The 14,620-nt window shown below is 62.1% G+C and carries 15 protein-coding genes and 2 tRNA genes; 9 read left to right on the top strand and 8 right to left on the bottom strand.

All coding sequences use genetic code 11. The annotated features are described in order from the left end of the window. Positions 1-2: 2 nt before the first annotated feature. The 6 genes from INQ40_RS04680 (at position 3) to INQ40_RS04655 (ending at position 3,233) form a co-directional block, all read left to right on the top strand. Complete coding sequence (locus INQ40_RS04680) at positions 3-662, top strand: hypothetical protein (protein ID WP_194342036.1); 660 nt, start codon at positions 3-5, stop codon at positions 660-662. 127 nt (positions 663-789) lie between these two features. Beyond that, a complete protein-coding gene (locus tag INQ40_RS04675; RefSeq protein WP_043958468.1) occupies positions 790-1,014 on the top strand; it encodes a hypothetical protein in 225 nt (74 codons plus the stop codon). Next, entirely contained in the window at positions 1,004-1,375 is a 372-nt protein-coding gene (locus tag INQ40_RS04670) for a hypothetical protein (protein ID WP_194342035.1), read from the top strand. Before INQ40_RS04675 ends, INQ40_RS04670 begins: the two co-directional genes overlap by 11 nt. A 31-nt stretch (positions 1,376-1,406) precedes the next feature. Beyond that, the gene (locus INQ40_RS04665) at positions 1,407-1,877 is read left to right on the top strand and encodes a hypothetical protein (protein ID WP_194342034.1); all 471 of its coding nucleotides are present in this window, start codon (positions 1,407-1,409) and stop codon (positions 1,875-1,877) included. 143 nt (positions 1,878-2,020) lie between these two features. Beyond that, complete coding sequence (locus INQ40_RS04660; protein ID WP_043958465.1) at positions 2,021-2,365, top strand: hypothetical protein; 345 nt, start codon at positions 2,021-2,023, stop codon at positions 2,363-2,365. Positions 2,366-2,462: 97 nt separating this feature from the next. Beyond that, positions 2,463-3,233 (top strand): DUF6683 family protein, encoded by a 771-nt coding sequence (locus INQ40_RS04655; RefSeq protein ID WP_194342033.1) that lies wholly within the window; start codon positions 2,463-2,465, stop codon positions 3,231-3,233. 52 nt (positions 3,234-3,285) lie between these two features. On the opposite strand, the gene INQ40_RS04650 is transcribed toward INQ40_RS04655, so the two are convergent. Further along, positions 3,286-3,360 (bottom strand) — tRNA-Val (locus tag INQ40_RS04650). A 79-nt stretch (positions 3,361-3,439) separates the two neighbouring features. Then, positions 3,440-5,527 (bottom strand): excinuclease ABC subunit UvrB, encoded by a 2,088-nt coding sequence (gene uvrB / locus INQ40_RS04645; RefSeq protein WP_193986645.1) that lies wholly within the window; start codon positions 5,525-5,527, stop codon positions 3,440-3,442. Positions 5,528-5,684: 157 nt separating this feature from the next. On the opposite strand from uvrB, the gene INQ40_RS04640 reads away from it, so the two are divergent. Together INQ40_RS04640 and INQ40_RS04635 are read left to right on the top strand one after the other, a co-directional pair. Beyond that, a complete protein-coding gene (locus INQ40_RS04640) occupies positions 5,685-6,221 on the top strand; it encodes a Tfp pilus assembly protein FimT/FimU (RefSeq protein ID WP_194342426.1) in 537 nt (178 codons plus the stop codon). A gap of 52 nt (positions 6,222-6,273) precedes the next feature. Beyond that, positions 6,274-6,347: transfer RNA gene (locus tag INQ40_RS04635), tRNA-Asn, on the top strand. Between the two features lie 205 nt (positions 6,348-6,552). Here the strand turns inward: INQ40_RS04635 and INQ40_RS04630 are convergent. The 6 genes from INQ40_RS04630 to INQ40_RS04605 are packed head-to-tail and all read right to left on the bottom strand — an operon-like array spanning position 6,553 to position 13,318. Continuing rightward, complete coding sequence (locus tag INQ40_RS04630; RefSeq protein WP_305059500.1) at positions 6,553-6,972, bottom strand: type IV pilin protein; 420 nt, start codon at positions 6,970-6,972, stop codon at positions 6,553-6,555. Continuing rightward, positions 6,969-10,649 carry a PilC/PilY family type IV pilus protein gene (locus INQ40_RS04625; protein ID WP_194342032.1) on the bottom strand — a complete coding sequence of 1,227 codons (3,681 nt, stop codon included), beginning with the start codon at positions 10,647-10,649 and terminating at the stop codon, positions 6,969-6,971. Before INQ40_RS04625 ends, INQ40_RS04630 begins: the two co-directional genes overlap by 4 nt. A gap of 8 nt (positions 10,650-10,657) precedes the next feature. Next, positions 10,658-11,188, bottom strand: coding sequence for a PilX N-terminal domain-containing pilus assembly protein (locus INQ40_RS04620; protein ID WP_228482118.1), 531 nt, complete (start codon positions 11,186-11,188; stop codon positions 10,658-10,660). Further along, positions 11,185-12,339 (bottom strand): PilW family protein, encoded by a 1,155-nt coding sequence (locus INQ40_RS04615; protein ID WP_194342030.1) that lies wholly within the window; start codon positions 12,337-12,339, stop codon positions 11,185-11,187. The genes INQ40_RS04620 and INQ40_RS04615 overlap by 4 nt, the downstream gene beginning before the upstream one ends. After that, positions 12,339-12,818, bottom strand: a complete 480-nt coding sequence (pilV, locus tag INQ40_RS04610; protein WP_194342029.1) for a type IV pilus modification protein PilV — start codon at positions 12,816-12,818, stop codon at positions 12,339-12,341. Before pilV ends, INQ40_RS04615 begins: the two co-directional genes overlap by 1 nt. Then, positions 12,815-13,318, bottom strand: a complete 504-nt coding sequence (locus tag INQ40_RS04605) for a GspH/FimT family pseudopilin (RefSeq protein ID WP_345776541.1) — start codon at positions 13,316-13,318, stop codon at positions 12,815-12,817. Before INQ40_RS04605 ends, pilV begins: the two co-directional genes overlap by 4 nt. A 183-nt stretch (positions 13,319-13,501) precedes the next feature. Between INQ40_RS04605 and INQ40_RS04600 the strand changes: the two genes are divergently transcribed. Next, positions 13,502-14,524 carry a histidine kinase gene (locus INQ40_RS04600; protein ID WP_194342027.1) on the top strand — a complete coding sequence of 341 codons (1,023 nt, stop codon included), beginning with the start codon at positions 13,502-13,504 and terminating at the stop codon, positions 14,522-14,524. The last annotated feature ends 96 nt before the right edge of the window (positions 14,525-14,620 follow it).

Genomic DNA, 14,620 nt, shown 5'->3' with positions numbered 1-14,620 from the left:
CCATGAGCATCATCCGCGACAGTACGTCCGCGCCCTCCTCCGACAGCATCGACAATTCCCGCAATCGCGACTCCGCGCGCGACCCGCAGCGCGCGGTTGACCCGGCGGACCGGCAGCGCTTCCAGCACCTCATGCGCGAGGGACAGCTGAAGGGTCAGGGCGACTCCCAGGCTGCCGCGCGCAAGGGCGAGGAACTGGCCGGCGAGCGCGTCAACCGCAGTTTCCCCAGCCAGCAGGACACGACCTCCGTCCGCGATCCGGGCAAGTTGTCCGCCGAACCGCTGCCGCCGGCCGAAGTCGCCGCGATATGGCAGGCCCAGAACCTCGCCCACCAGGCCTCAGGAACCACCAGCGCACTACCGGCACCTCCGGTCAATTCCACCGCATTCGCCGAATTGCTCGAGCGCCACGTTCGCCAGCTTGCGGTCAGCGAGGGCTCGGCAAGCAGCGAGGATGGCCAGGTCCTGCTGCGCATGGCCGACACGACGCTGGCCGGCACCGACCTGCTGTTGAGCCGGACCTCGGACGGCTGGCTCCTGCGCGCCGACGTGCGCTCGCGCGACAGTTTCGACGCGATCCAGCAGGCCGGCAGCCAGCTCAGCGAACGCTTTGCCCAACGCGGACTGGGCGCCCTCACCATCGACCCCCGTCTCACCGAGTAAGGAGCGCGGCGCCGCACCCTCGGGCAACACCTAGGTGGGGTCAGCCCCAATACCCCACCGGCAGTCGGTGCGGATACTTGACCATGAATCAACCCGCACCACTTTTTTCAGCAACCGGAGAAACCCCATGTCCTTGATCGGTGACATTGTCCAATCCGTCAGCAAGATGGTCGGTACCGCGATCGGCGGCCCGCTGGGCGGCATGATCGGAAACATCGTCGGTGACATCATCGGCGACGTGTTCGACCAGGCCATCTCGGCCGCCTTCAGCCGTGCCAACATCCCGACTGACGTCAGCCAGTACTTCAGCGCCGCCTACTCGTCAGGTTTTGCCGACGGCTATGGCAGCTGACCAACTGCCGCCGTTCGACATCCCAACCGCGGTGGCGTCAGCCCCCGCGGTTGCCGGTGACCGGCCCAGTCCGGGCGACGGTGACAACCGCGAATGGATCGGCCGCATCGAGGAGCTCAAGGGCGATGGCGGCATCAATGCCGACGACGAGTCCACCCTCATCCGCCATGTAAGCGAGCAACGCGAGTCGCTGGAGCAGGCGCTGGAGCGGATCATGCCCGAGTACAAGCAGCGCCTGGCCGACGATGGCAAGGAGAGCGCTGACCGCTGGCTCGGCGAGAAAGCCCGCGCGCTGGGCGAGGAACACGGCCGGGAAAGTCGACGGGTCGTCGACGGCCTCGATGCCAGTCAATCCCCCTGACTTTTTCCACCGTCACCACAGGAAGCCGACGATGACCAGTTACGACACGCCATCCCGCACCGCGGACCACGAACAGATGCTCGCGCAACTGGATGCGTCACTGGCCGAGAACCCCGACGTCGACGCGGCGGATCGCGAAACGATCCTCCGCCACTTCCGTGAAGCGCTGGAAAACGAGGCAGCCTCTGCCAGCACGTCGCAGAGCGTCGGACCTGACCGGGCGCAGTGGATGGAAACCTTGGACCTGCTGGTGGGCAACCAGATGCTCGACGAGTCCGACCGCAACGAGCTGGTGCGACAGTTCGACGATGCGCTGGGCAGCCTGCAGAACGACGCCTTGCGTACGGCGACCGAGTTCGCGCAGCGCTGCAGGGAGCAAGGCGAAGCGGCCGCACAGGCGTGGCTGACCGAGCAGATGGGGTCAGCGCAAACCGCTGCTTCCGCGGATCAAGCGATGGGTCTGCCGGCCCACGTCGCCATGGCACTCCGACGCCGCCGATGAGCCCCAACGACTAGGGCACGCCCTAGCTAGTAAGCGATGCCGTCCACTCGCAGTATCAATCACACGCAACCGATCCCAATCCATCCCCCGGCCCTATCGTTCCAACCCGCACTCGGCCAAATCCAACACAACGGAGAATCGACATGACTGCACAGGCTTCCAACAATTTCGCCATCGCCAAGATGGTCGTCCAGAACCTCCAGGCCGGTGACGCCAAGGGCGGCAAAGGCAAGAGCTGGCTGGTCGCGATCGCCCAGGCGCTGGGCGGCATCATGGGCGACAAGGCGGCCAAGCTGGTCGAGCTGACGGGCAAGATGGACAAGCTGGCTGCAGCGAATCCCGAAGACCAGAAGGCCGCGAAGCAGTTCCAGAAGACCATGATGGAGTTCCAGGCGCAGAGCCAGCTCTTCAGCATGATCTCCAACGCCAGCAGCACCGCCATCAAGTCGATCGGTGAAGGCATGACGACGGTAGCCCGCAAGCAGTAATCTCCCGGCTGCCCTGTTTCAACAAGCTTCACCAAAGTGTCACCACATGGCGATCCCGGGCTTCCGGGGTCGCCATGTGCTTTGTGGAGGATCTCCTATGCGAACGAAACTGAAATGCCTGTTGATCGGACTGGCCGGCGCGTCCCTTCTGGCACCGGCGCAGGCCCAGTGGTCACCCAGCCCTACCCTCGACATGGGCGTGAACTACGGCCAGATGGCACTCAGCCAGTCGGCAATCGGTGGCACCCGCGCGCTGAGCAAGAGCAGCAACAAGGCCATTGAATCACCGACACCCAGCGTGTCCCCAGCCAAAAAGAACCCGCCCTTCAATCCGCGGTTCAAGTCGGACCCGAAGGTAAGCAAGCTGGTCGATCAGCGTTTCGCGCGCTACCTGGCCAGCGATCAGCCCAACGAGGAGGAAGCGGTGGCAATGGTGATGCGCGATCTTGAGGCCGGACATTACCGCGCGGACTTCAAGAAGCTGCTCGACGCGAACGGCTTGGCATCCAACGACCTTATCGATGTCACCGCGGCCCACTACGCCGCCCTGTGGGAGGTCGTCAGGGGAACCGCGTTGACCCGGGCCCAGGTCACCTCCATCCGCAACCAGTTGCGCAAGGCCATGCGCGATGACCCGGAACTGGGCGCGATGGACGATGCGGATCGGCAGGAAATCGCGGAGACCTTCATGCTCCATACCGCGGCGGCGCTGGGCGGTTACCGGACCCTCCAGGCCCGCGGCGACAAGAAGCTGCTGGCGCAGTACCGCGACGGCGTGCAGCGCAACATGCTCCCGGACGGTCCGGACCTGAAAAGCGTGAGCGTGAACTCGGGCGGCTTCACCAGCGCGGTCCCGGCGCGCCACTGATCCACGCAAAAAAAACGGCAGACCTGCGAAGGCCTGCCGTTTTCATTGGATGTGGTGGGCGGTGAGGGTTTCGAACCCCCGACCCCTACCATGTCAAGGTAGTGCTCTACCACTGAGCTAACCGCCCCATTCGCCAAACTCATGAACCCGGCGAGCGGGCGCGCAGTTTAGCCCGCCAGCGGCGCTTCGGCAACAGCTTTGCGTCGTCAGACGCCGAAGCCCTGCTGCTTCAGCAGGTGCAGCTGGTCGCGCACGGCGCCGGCCTCCTCGAATTCCAGATCGCGCGCGTGCTGGTACATCTTCTGCTCGAGCTTCTTGATCCGCGCCGACAGTTGCGCAGGATTGAGCGCTGCGTACTCCGCCAGCTCCTCGGCGACCTGACGCGCGCGGTTACGCTCCTTCAGCGCGGCCGGATCCACACGCGCGCCTTCCATGACATCCATCACGGCGCGATTCACCGACGTCGGCGTGATGCCGTGCTCGGTGTTGTACTCGACCTGCTTGCCACGGCGCCGGTCGGTTTCCTCGATCGCCCGCTTCATCGAGTCGGTGACCTTGTCCGCGTACAGGATCGCCTTGCCGCGCACGTTGCGGGCCGCCCGGCCGATGGTCTGGATCAATGAGCCCGTCGAGCGCAGGAAGCCCTCCTTGTCGGCATCCAGGATCGCCACCAGCGACACCTCGGGCATGTCCAGACCTTCGCGCAGCAGGTTGATCCCCACCACCACGTCGAACTTGCCCAGGCGCAGGTCGCGGATGATCTCCACCCGCTCGACCGTGTCGATGTCCGAGTGCAGGTACCGCACGCGCACATCGTGCTCGGCGAGGTACTCGGTGAGGTTCTCGGCCATGCGCTTGGTCAGCGTCGTGATCAGCACGCGGTCACCCATCGCGACGCGCAGGTTGATCTCGCCGAGCACGTCATCCACCTGGGTGGCGACGGGGCGCACCTCCACCTCAGGGTCGATGAGTCCTGTCGGGCGCACGACCAGTTCGACGACCTGGCCTTCCGACTTCTCCAGCTCGTAGGCACGGGGCGTGGCGGACACGTAGATCGATCGCGGCGAGCGCCCTTCCCACTCCTCGAAGCGCAGCGGCCGGTTGTCGAGCGCGGAAGGCAGGCGGAACCCGAACTCCACAAGGGTCTCCTTGCGCGAGCGGTCGCCCTTGTACATCGCGCCGATCTGCGGAATGGTCACGTGCGACTCGTCCACCACCAGCAGCGCGTCGGGCGGCAGGTAGTCGAACAGGCACGGCGGCGGCTCGCCGGGCATGTGGCCGGTCAGGTGCCGGCTGTAGTTCTCCACGCCGTTGCAGTAGCCGACCTCCGCCAGCATCTCCAGATCGAACTGGGTGCGCTGCGCGAGCCGCTGCGCCTCCAGCAGCTTGTTTTGCGCGTACAACTGCTCCAGCCGCACGCGCAGCTCGTCCTTGATGGCATCTACGGCGTCCAGCACCGTGCGCCGCGTGGTGACGTAGTGGGACTTGGGGTAGATGGTGTAGCGCTGCAGCTTGCGCAGACTCTCGCCGGTCAGCGGGTCGAAGGTGGAGACGTTCTCGATCTCACCATCGAACAGCTCGATCCGCACCGCCTCCATTTCCGACTCGGCCGGATGCACGTCGATCACCTCGCCACGCACGCGGTAGGTACCGCGGCGCAGCTCGGTGTCGTTGCGGGAGTACTGCATCTCGGTGAGCCGGCGAATCAGCTCGCGCTGGTCGATGCGCTCGCCGCGCACCATGTGCAGCACCATGCGGAAGTACTCGTTCGGATCGCCCAGGCCGTAGATCGCCGAGACGGTGCAGACGATGATCGCGTCGCGCCGCTCCAACAGCGCCTTGGTCGCAGAGAGCCGCATCTGCTCGATGTGCTCGTTGACCGAACTGTCCTTCTCGATAAAGGTGTCCGACGACGCCACATAGGCCTCGGGCTGGTAGTAGTCGTAGTAGCTGACGAAGTACTCGACCGCGTTGTTGGGGAAGAACGACTTGAACTCCCCGTACAGCTGCGCGGCGAGCGTCTTGTTGGGCGCCATCACCAGCGTCGGCTTCTGCACCTGCTGGATGACGTTGGCGATGGTGTAGGTCTTGCCCGAGCCGGTGACGCCCAGCAGCGTCTGGTGCGCCAGCCCGGCCTCGAACCCTTCCACAAGCTTCTCAATCGCCTGTGGCTGGTCGCCAGCCGGCGAATAGGGCGATACCAGCTCAAAGGTCCCCTCGCGCTGCCGCGCGCCAGGGAAGCGCTCGGGAGGGGCATCCGTTGGGGCGGATGGGGTGTGCGCTGCGTCGTTCATCGTATCCAAGCGTCGGAATGCTCAAAAGGTCAGTGTAGGACCCCTCCGTGATGGGGGCGGACACGGCAAATCCCTACCAACCGACGGCGGGTGACCGGATTACCGTTCAGCGAGCGCAGCGCGATCCTTTGCCGCAATCGGATCAAAGGAACGGACGATGATGAGGCAGGATGCGAATGGTTTTACCCTGATCGAGCTGATGGTGACGCTGGTGGTGATGGCGGTGCTGATGGGCATTGGTGTGCCGTCGTTCCAGCGACTGCAGCAAAGCACCCGGACGGCGACCGCCTTCAATCTGCTGACAACGTCGATGGCCCTCGCACGCATGGCTGCGGTCAAGCAGCGTGCGCCGGTCAGTGTGTGTCCCAGCAGCGACGGCCGGCATTGTCGCGGCGACACGGTCTGGGATGACGGCTGGATCGTGTTTGCCGACCCGACCCGCGCGAAGCAGCCCGCATCCGCGGAAGCGGTGCTGCAGCGGTTCGACAGCGTTGGCGCCGGCGTCGCACTGCGCAGCACCGCCGGCCGCAGCCTGGTCCGCTTTTACCCCAGCGGGATGGCCTACGGCAGCAACCTGAGCGTCCGTCTCTGCTCGAAGAAGGACAGCACCCATCTGGGCAGCATCATTGTCAACAATGCAGGGCGGCCCCGTAGCGAACGCAACCACGGAACGCCTTGTCCGTTCGCGCCTTGAACGCACCGAAAGGCTTGACCGCACGCGCACAGCGCTTACAATGCTCGTCCCCGCCCGAATAGCTCAGCTGGTTAGAGCACTTGACTGTTAATCAGGGGGTCGCTGGTTCGAGTCCAGCTTCGGGCGCATATTTTTCCGACGTAGAAGACCAAAAGGCTTTGCGGTTTGCGCAGAGCCTTTTTTATGGCCGGCGTGTCAGCCGAGGATTTCGCTGATCGACAAATACATCTGGCCAGGCCGATGGCCTGCGACGCAGATGTTCCAGCGAACAGTAGCCTGCAATGCTGCGCCCTTCTCGAGTGCGAGCATCAACCACCGTACTTTCAAGGGTCTACCAGCAATCGGAAACGGTGCCCTTGCTAACCGTCTTGATACCCGCTTGGTTCAGCCCCAAATTGCCGCACCGATCTTTTGCCTGAGCGCCATTCGCGGTTGCCAGAAGTGTGAACGCCGCCTGTGTCGACGCCGGGCTGAGCGCGAGATTGTAGCGGACAGTACCTCCTTCCCGCGGTGACACCGCACTCGGCAAAGTAAAACCCACGTATGTGTTATTAACGGTATGAAACCGTTCCGCCAACTGCGCATACTCGATAAGATCGGCTTTCGCCTGCGCGCGATGGGTTTTGCGCACCTGTTCCTGATAGCTGGGATAGGCAATCGACGCAAGGATAGCGACCACCGCAACGGTAATCATCAGTTCGATGAGCGTAAAGCCGCTGACCGACAACACACGGAAATAACGCGGAATCATCGGACTTGCCTCCACGACTGCCGTCCACATTGCCTAGGCATATACATCGGCGGTGCTCCGGCAACCTGGACAATCATCGAGCATCGTGCAGCGAGTGCTGCAGCCTGTTCTGCCGCTGTAGCAGTGGCAGGCAGAGGCTGTAAACGCGGGGTGGACAGAACAGCCACATCCTTGACCGGCGCGGAGCCGCCGGTTTCGAGCATGAATCCATTGGCTCCGCTACCGGGCGAGCTGCCGGTTGGTGAGCCAAATCGTACGGACGACATCGCCGAACCTCCCGAGAGCGCGTAGACGCCATAGATCCGGTTGAAACCGTCCCCAGCGCAATCCGCCGTACTTTGTGGCTCATAGGTGGTGATAAACACGACGCCGCTTTCAACCCTAGGATAACCAATCACCCGCTCACCCTTGCGTGCGGACCCTACGGCAAGATTGATGTACCAACCCGGGCTCGACCCATTGCTGGCGTCAGTCAACTTCCGCTCTCCAGACACCTCCGTGATCGTCTGCTGCAGCAGCTCGGAGCGCGACACGTTGGCCCCGCGATCAAGCACTCCGTACACCGACTGGAGCTGGGTATCGGTCTTGTCGCCGTCAAACGAGAAGCTGCCCGTACCGAAGTACAGCATCACCGCGCCGCCCGGCCCGGCTGCGGCTTCAAGCCCGCCCAGAATGGGCTGGCGAGTGCCTCCGCTGTTGGCATCGGTCGCCACGAAAAACGGGGCGGACGGCACGCTGTTGTCGCGCAGGTCGAACTTCCACACAGCGCCATTCTGGTCGGCTGCGTACACCGTGTCCGCAAAACCATCACCACCAGCCTGCTGGCCGGTTCCCTTGGCGTCGCCGATCCACCGATCCAGCACGACGATATTTCCCAGGCCGTTCGGGACGGACGCCCGCGACGACTCCTCGGCCTTGATACGCGTCACTGCGCCGGTCGCGATATCGACCACAAACAACACGGCATCCTGCAGGTTGCTGTTGTAGCCGTTGCCAAAAATAGCCTTCCAGCTTATGGTTGCGCCATTTATGACCGGCACGATCACAGGCTTGCCAAGCACGTGCCCGATGTCACCTTTGATACCTGCGTCCGACACCTTGTCGTTGATCTCCCACAGAACGTTGCCCGCGGCGAAACTGGCCGGAGAGGTCACGTCCAGTCCGAACACCCCGCGACCGCCGGCCCCAGCTGTTCCTACAAGAACGGTCTTCCAATCGCCCCCCAGATAAGCGTCGGAAACTGTGACGGGGCCATCAACATAGAATGTGTGGGAAAAAACCTGGTTCTCTTTGTCCGCGGAGGCATATGGAAACAGCAGGTTCCCCATATGTCCGAGTGCGGTGGCCGGTATAAAACCGAAAAGTTCAGTACCGGTCTTGCCATCAAATGCGTGCAGCATGCCGTCATTAGCGCCCGCAAACACTACTGGCTTGTCAGCCGTCTTTTTGGCAGCCAGGAACGTCTCATAGCTCGAAATAAACGGGTAGGCATAGGTCCCAACGCCAGACACCGTACGTAGGCTGCGGTATCCGTGATCAGTATATGGCGAGACCACCACTGGCGTGGAATTGACTATGTCGCCGAGACGCGTTGTCCGGTCACGCAGTTTTCCGTTGTTCTTGACCTCTGCCGACTGGTCGCCACGCAGGTAATTGACAATGTCGGCGAGGTTCAGCTTCAGTCGGCTGCTGCTGCCGCTGATGCCATTGGTGCTGCCGCTCTTGCTGCAGCGGGCAAGAGGGTCACTGCTTACACAGAAATCGTCGAGCGTAACGTTGGAGGTATCGAAGGGCTTGACGTTCGGCTTGACCCCGGTGGCCTGATTCTTGGCACGATAGATCTTACGACTGCCGTGTATGGGAATCTTGCCGGGGTCGGTCGCCTCCCACAGCTTGGTGAAGGTCGCCTCTCCGGTGAGCACATTACTCGTTACAGTCTGCGCCAGCAGATTGCTGTACCAGTCCGTGCTTTCGTTACGAGCGGTATAGCTGGGAGTGACGGTAAAGGAACCATCGCCGATCCTGGCACCGGTCAGCCCGAGACTGCCGGACGGAGTGCTGCCGCCGCCCGCCGACGCGAGAACCCGGCGCATCGCAGAGGTGATGTCGACAGGCGAGCGGGCGTTGATGTACTCGCCGCGGGTGTTTATCGCCGCATGCCAGATGTCGTCCACGGTGCTCGGATTGTCGTTCTCCCTGCCCGGCCACTTTCCATAGACCGTACTGTCGGTGTACGGATCCTTCTCAACATCGGGGTCGAATAGATTGCCCCTCGCGCCAAGCGTGATACCGAAGAAGTTCATGTGGAGGTTGGGATTGCAGTCCAGCCGCCTCCGTTCGATCGAGTCAACAGGCAACGTGGAGCAAGCCTCCGGGATGCGTACTTTGCCCGCCGGAAAGCCGGTACCGGTGCGAAGCGTCGTCTGGTAATACTTGGTCGCGATTGCCGCCATCGAGTTCTCGGGTGTAGGGTCAAAGGGGATTCCAAGTCCAGTTATCGCCGGAGCCGACGGTCCGCCGCCGTTACTGTATCCGTCGGTGAACAGCATCCCGGAGTTTTTCTGACACTGATTCTGTACGGGCGCCCCCTTGTCTGTGCGCATGAACTGCTCACCGATATATTCCACCGCCTGGCGATTTGGCGTGCCACCGCTCGCGCCCAGTGCCAGCATCGAATCGTAGAGGAGTGATTTGTCGCCCTGCGTGGTCAGATCCCTCATGGGAAGCTGATCCGGCTTCTTCTCGTTGATGGTTACGTAGCCTACCCGCATGTCGCGGATGTCTGCCATGGCCCGGGTCATGCCCGCAACCATTGCCCGGTTACGATTCCCGTAGAAGGAAAACCAGTTGGCAAAATTCCGTTGCGCCTCGTCGGTCTTCGGCTCGTAGCGCCACATGTCACAGCCACTGCCGCACGCGTTGGAAACTCGGTTGCGATGACCGTTCGAGTAACCCGGTGGCAACGGGTCGGTGTCGCTTTCATATTTTAGGTAGAAAACGCCAGGCGTATATTCAAAAGTGGCGTCGACGTTGCCACCGCTCCACTCCATGTCGTTCTTCAGATCACGGTAGGTCCCGCTGGCAGTGAACTTGCTACCGGCCGGCAGCAACATTCCCTTGCGCAAACGGAACACGCCCGTGGTGTGGTCCTTCTGGAACAACCGCACGCTCGCAGCTTGGCGGGGATCGATACGCGTCTGGTTCTTGTCTGCATCAGGATAGCTTGACTGGTCCGCCGCAACCCAGGGCTCGTAGGCGATGTATGGGTTGAAGTAGGACGGATTGAACTCGTGCGAACGCGCAAACCCGAAAGTGTCAATCGGCGGTATGCCAAGGTAAGTCCCACTGATCCGAGGGCCAGGGGAAACGTAGAAAAAGTCACACTGGCTGACGGGGTCGGTAGACTTCCGAAGTTTCCCGTCCGTGTTGAAGAAACTCTTCGCGCTGTCACTCCAGCACGCCTCGCCGTCCTGGCTGGGAAACATCGTCTGGAACGTCATTGAGCCAGAATCGTCAACCGCCATGATAAACGCTGGCTTGATGTTGGCCTGAATGTTCATCGGCGCCTGGGCCAGCGTGCCGGAACCCTGGGTTGCGTACACCGAATAGGCGAAGAGCGCAGCTCCCGCCAAGCCGGCGGCAAGCAAGGGAATGTAAACAATCGTCCTGGTCGCCATGGGGCACCTCAAGGCATGAAGATGGTATCGATGGCCGCGTCAGCCGACGGGCTCGACGGTGTGTCAGTCGCGTAGACGGTAATCTGGTAGACGGGATTGGGGTCGCCGCCGCGCTCCGCCGTTCTACCCATTCCCAGGCTCGACTGGCCGGAGATGCATTTACCTATCGAGCGCATATTAGTACTCGCAGCAGCACTGCTAGACATGGACGTGGTCCTGGCCCAATTGGTGGCATCAAAACCGCTGTCACAAATTTCCTCGATATTGACCGTACCGGGAACGCACGCGGCGGTGCTGCGCCGGTTGACCAGGTTATCGAGAAAGCACTCTGCGGTACTGGCACGGTTTTCCGCATTCTGGAATGCCAGGTTGGTGTTTCGATAGTTTGCAGCCATCTTCTCCTGCAAACCTGAGACCTGCATCGCGACGATGCCCAGCAGTGCGATCAACACCAGCATGATCAATGCGATGTAGAGGACCGCGCCTCGCTGCCGTCGCTTGGGCGCCCTGAGTTCGGTTTTAAGCATAAGTTTGCTCACTGGGTGCTGTAGAGACGGTTGCGCAGCGCAACAGTAGTTTCATAAACCGCTCTGTAGCGCGCATCTGCCGGAGGCGTGAGCGTCGTTCCGAGGACGCGCGGGCTGAGCTGCGCCGCAGCTGCTGCCGACCGGTCCGGACTTCGCGCCAGCAAGCCGATGCGTACCTGCCCAACCCGACGCCACTCCGCTTCACTGGTGCCGAGGACGTTTGCGGTGTCCTGCATGCCAACGTTACCGGTCAACGCCGTAACGGTGCCTTGGTCACGGCCGTAGATGAGTTGAAGGTTCTCTATTCCCTCAATCAGTTCCTCCGAGTCGGAAACCAAACCTCCGCCGGGGATTGAATGAAACCGCAATCTCCACAGCGATGGTCCGCCTCCGGCACCAGCGGCGACGTAGTACGCCACCGCTTCTGCGCGATACAACATCGTCTGGCCCGCCGGACTGGCGCTGTACCTGCTGGCAAAGTCGACCGCCGAGGTGTTGAGGGCTGTGTGGGTGGCTGTGATCGTTCCCGCGGAAACCGTAGTCGCCTGGAAGACATCCGCATACGTGCAGTCGGCCACCCCGAAAAGTGAAGGGTTGGTGATTCCACTTTGGGTGAGCACGTTCCATTTGGTCGGGTCCACAGACACGCCGGTCGCGTTGATGCTTGTAACTGGAACACCTTCGCCCGACAGGAAACGAACCAACAACACATCGCTGCCGGGAAGCGGCTTGGGGTTGGCCCCGCTGATGAACGCCGGCAACGCTGGGTTACCGGCCCAGCTGCCAGGCGACTGAATCTCTGCGTCGGTGGGCAGCACCACCGTGGCAGACGGACCGGTGCCGGTCGCTTCGTAACCCTGAATGCTGCGCACAAAATCAAGCGGGCCAGACGCGGCAAGGTGCGACTTCAGAAACCCCGGCTTCTGCAAGCGGAACTGATCGTTCGCACAGCCGAAATGGCCGACCATCCGCAAGTCGCGCTGTAGGTAATCGACGGCGAAGCGCCCGTTTTCCTGCACCCGGGAAAGCCCCTCAGATAGGGCATAGGAAGCGCGGGAAGCCGCGAAAACCTGGGCGAGCCCCAAGATGAGGATCGAACCAAGTACCAGCGCGATCATCAGCTCGATGAGCGATAGACCAAGAATGGAACGGCGGGCGGACATTACAGACGTGCTCCAAGTGTGACGCGACCGGTTTCGAAGTCGTTCGTCTTGCGGGCGGCGCTCTTCTCCCACCGTTGATCAGCCCAACTTATTGCGACCGTGGCGTTGCCGTCGGCAAAGGTCACTGTGGCAGCCGCCTGCTCACCCAGCGCGTTCCTGACCTGACACTGCCAGCGGCTAATGTTCGCGGGGATGCCCACATCGCCGGTGGGGGCGGTGCATGGGACGGCAGTTCCGCCACTGAAGGTCGCGTTGCCGTATTGGGCCGCGAGTAACCGGTTTGAACGCATCTGGTCGAGCATGTCATACGCAAGGTTGGTTGCTTGGGTGCGGTAGTTCGAACTTTGCGCGAACCGCACGCTCATCGTCTGCAAAAGCGCAAACCCGAGCAGGCCGAAGGCCATCACAAGGATCGCGATCATTACCTCAATCAGGCTGAAGCCGTGCACTTTGGGCTTGGGCGAAAAACTCCGCTTCATATGCAACTTCCCAATGGGTTTACTTTGCGAATCTGTCCTATCCGAGTGACGACCAGCGCCCGCCGCAGATTCTGGCCGCCGCACTCGTCCGGCTGTATAGAAAGCGGGATATCCGCAGCCCCAATCAGACGCCCCCTCCGGTCGAAGCGAATAGCATCCGCAGACGCCGGTCCTGACACGATGACGGATCGAGGGCCCTGCGAATACCGCAGCACGGTATCAGTAGCGGCTTCAAAAACGCCCGTATCGTTCGTATCGGACCACACCAGCCAACCTTGGGACCAGTCGGTAGCGCCAGAGCAACTTGTACCATTGGCACTGCTGCAAACGCCGCCGCCCCGTGTGTTCTTGATCGCTTCACTGCGCGCCAGGCTGAACGAGGAGGTCAGCTGGTTCGTGGCCGTGGCGAGCCTATTAGAGCGGATCGTCGGCTGGAAGCTTGGAAACGCAATGGCAGCCAATATCGCCACTATGGCGATTGCGACCATAAGTTCGACCAACGTAAATCCTCCACTCGGCGGAGGGCGGTGCTGACTGAGCGTTGACATCTAACCCCCTGTTTTCCCTCGTTTCATATTACGCGGGCGTATCTACGCTGCAATGACAATCGGACGAACGGCAGCGTCCGCAGGATGAACGTCGCTTGGCGCGCCGCATCGAGCCCGTCCTGTAAGATTAGCGCGATGCGATCGACCGTCGGAGTCCTCGGCTCTCTTCTCCATTATGCCTGGCAGCCATCCAGTGTGCTCTGGATGATGCTGATTACAGAAGGTGTTGCCGTAATTTTGACTCTAGCCCTTGGGGTGGACCGGCCTTTCCGGTACCTAGGCGTGGTGTCGTTAGCGATGCAGGGGATTTTACTGGCGACTCTTGGCGAGCTATACCTTGTGAAGCGTGCGGTCGCAGGATTCTCGCCGTTACGGATCGGCTATCTCGTCCTCGCTCTACTGCTGGCAAATGCGTGCGGGTTAGCGGCAATTACCCGATTCACCTTCGAGCCAATTGTTGGAATGGCGCCAGGCGCTTGGGGCGGGTTGTTGCTGCGTTTGATCGGGATCGTCCTCGTGGTCGGCTTGCTCGGCTTGGCTGCCTTCCAGAACCACTGGCGTGGCCGCCTCCATGCCGTTCGCGCGAAGCAGTCCGAGCTGCAGGCGCTGCAGGCCCGCATCCGCCCGCACTTCCTGTTCAACACGCTCAACACGGGCGCTGCGCTCGTTCATGAGCGGCCTGAGGAGGCGGAGCGCTTGCTGTTGGACTTGGCAGACCTGTTCCGGGCGGCGCTGGGTGGTCCAAGGCAGATCCCGCTGGCCGATGAGCTGTCGCTTGCGCGACGCTATCTGGAAATCGAGGCGCTGCGCTTCGGTGACCGGCTCACGGTGCACTGGCACCTGCCGCGCGAGCTGCCGGCGGTGACGGTGCCTGCGCTGTCGATCCAGCCGCTGGTCGAGAACGCGGTGCGCCATGGCGTTGAGCGGCTCCCGCACGGCGATGTGGACGTGCGAGTCACGACGACGCCGGAGCACATCATCGTGCGGATCAGCAATCCCCTGCCCGCGTCCGGCGGTTCCGCGTCGACCGGCCATCAGGTCGGTCTGAATGCGTCGCAAGTCCGTATCGAGGCCATGACGGACGGTCGCGGCAGTGTGGAGACGCAGGTGGGAAACGGGCGCTTCATTGCCACCGTGCGGCTACCTGTAAACGCCTGAGCAACCAAACGGAAGCGGCTCGGCTCTCAAGCGACTCTGCGTACGGAACTCCTGTCGGGCGGAGAGAGCCCCCCTTCCCTCGTCGCCACGACACGC

Origin of the sequence: Lysobacter sp. H21R4 (assembly GCF_015277535.1) — a bacterium.
Lineage (GTDB): Bacteria > Pseudomonadota > Gammaproteobacteria > Xanthomonadales > Xanthomonadaceae > Novilysobacter > Novilysobacter ciconiae.
This window is presented reverse-complemented; position numbering and strand designations above follow the sequence as displayed.

Bases quoted from the DNA above. Each gene is read 5' to 3' on its own strand.
- INQ40_RS04660 (WP_043958465.1), top strand. From the start codon at position 2,021: ATGACTGCACAGGCTTCCAACAATTTCGCCATCGCCAAGATGGTCGTC.
- INQ40_RS04675 (WP_043958468.1), top strand. From the start codon at position 790: ATGTCCTTGATCGGTGACATTGTCCAATCCGTCAGCAAGATGGTCGGT.
- INQ40_RS04625 (WP_194342032.1), bottom strand. From the start codon at position 10,649: ATGGCGACCAGGACGATTGTTTACATTCCCTTGCTTGCCGCCGGCTTG.
- INQ40_RS04600 (WP_194342027.1), top strand. From the start codon at position 13,502: ATGCGATCGACCGTCGGAGTCCTCGGCTCTCTTCTCCATTATGCCTGG.
- INQ40_RS04665 (WP_194342034.1), top strand. From the start codon at position 1,407: ATGACCAGTTACGACACGCCATCCCGCACCGCGGACCACGAACAGATG.
- INQ40_RS04680 (WP_194342036.1), top strand. From the start codon at position 3: ATGAGCATCATCCGCGACAGTACGTCCGCGCCCTCCTCCGACAGCATC.
- INQ40_RS04615 (WP_194342030.1), bottom strand. From the start codon at position 12,339: ATGTCCGCCCGCCGTTCCATTCTTGGTCTATCGCTCATCGAGCTGATG.
- pilV (WP_194342029.1), bottom strand. From the start codon at position 12,818: ATGAAGCGGAGTTTTTCGCCCAAGCCCAAAGTGCACGGCTTCAGCCTG.
- INQ40_RS04655 (WP_194342033.1), top strand. From the start codon at position 2,463: ATGCGAACGAAACTGAAATGCCTGTTGATCGGACTGGCCGGCGCGTCC.
- INQ40_RS04670 (WP_194342035.1), top strand. From the start codon at position 1,004: ATGGCAGCTGACCAACTGCCGCCGTTCGACATCCCAACCGCGGTGGCG.
- INQ40_RS04630 (WP_305059500.1), bottom strand. From the start codon at position 6,972: ATGATTCCGCGTTATTTCCGTGTGTTGTCGGTCAGCGGCTTTACGCTC.
- uvrB (WP_193986645.1), bottom strand. From the start codon at position 5,527: ATGAACGACGCAGCGCACACCCCATCCGCCCCAACGGATGCCCCTCCC.
- INQ40_RS04640 (WP_194342426.1), top strand. From the start codon at position 5,685: ATGATGAGGCAGGATGCGAATGGTTTTACCCTGATCGAGCTGATGGTG.